This is a genomic window from Vibrio ouci (assembly GCF_004551525.1).
Lineage (GTDB): Bacteria > Pseudomonadota > Gammaproteobacteria > Enterobacterales > Vibrionaceae > Vibrio > Vibrio ouci.
The window spans coordinates 1-347 of sequence record NZ_SATR01000436.1 but is presented as its reverse complement, the minus strand read 5'-3'; the positions used below and the strand labels follow the sequence as shown (position 1 = coordinate 347).

Genomic DNA, 347 nt, shown 5'->3' with positions numbered 1-347 from the left:
CATTGCCCTCTTGGTAGCTCACTACCAAGTCACCTTCAAAGTCCGCCGCTTCCGCGCTGCCATCAAGGTTTAAACCAAAGGTGTACGTCACGTCACCGTCAACCGGATTGCCTAACGTGACATCGAAGGTCGCAACCGCGTCTTCCGCCACGCTCTCAGCACTCACTGACAATGTTGGCGTGTCTGCGTTGTTGTCACCGTCGCGCTCATCCGTAATGCTGCCATTGCCCGACGCAGACAGATCGAAACTCTCTCCACCCACAGTCGCCGCCGCTGTCGCATCCAGCTTGAACGTTTCTGTGCCTTCGAAAATCTTATCGTTCGCCGTGTCTACCGACACTTGAACA

General features: G+C 55.3%; 1 protein-coding gene. It reads right to left on the bottom strand.

The window, feature by feature from the left end; genetic code table 11:
* On the bottom strand, positions 1–347 hold a 347-nt coding region (locus ELS82_RS26680), incomplete at both ends, for a hypothetical protein (protein ID WP_167489587.1).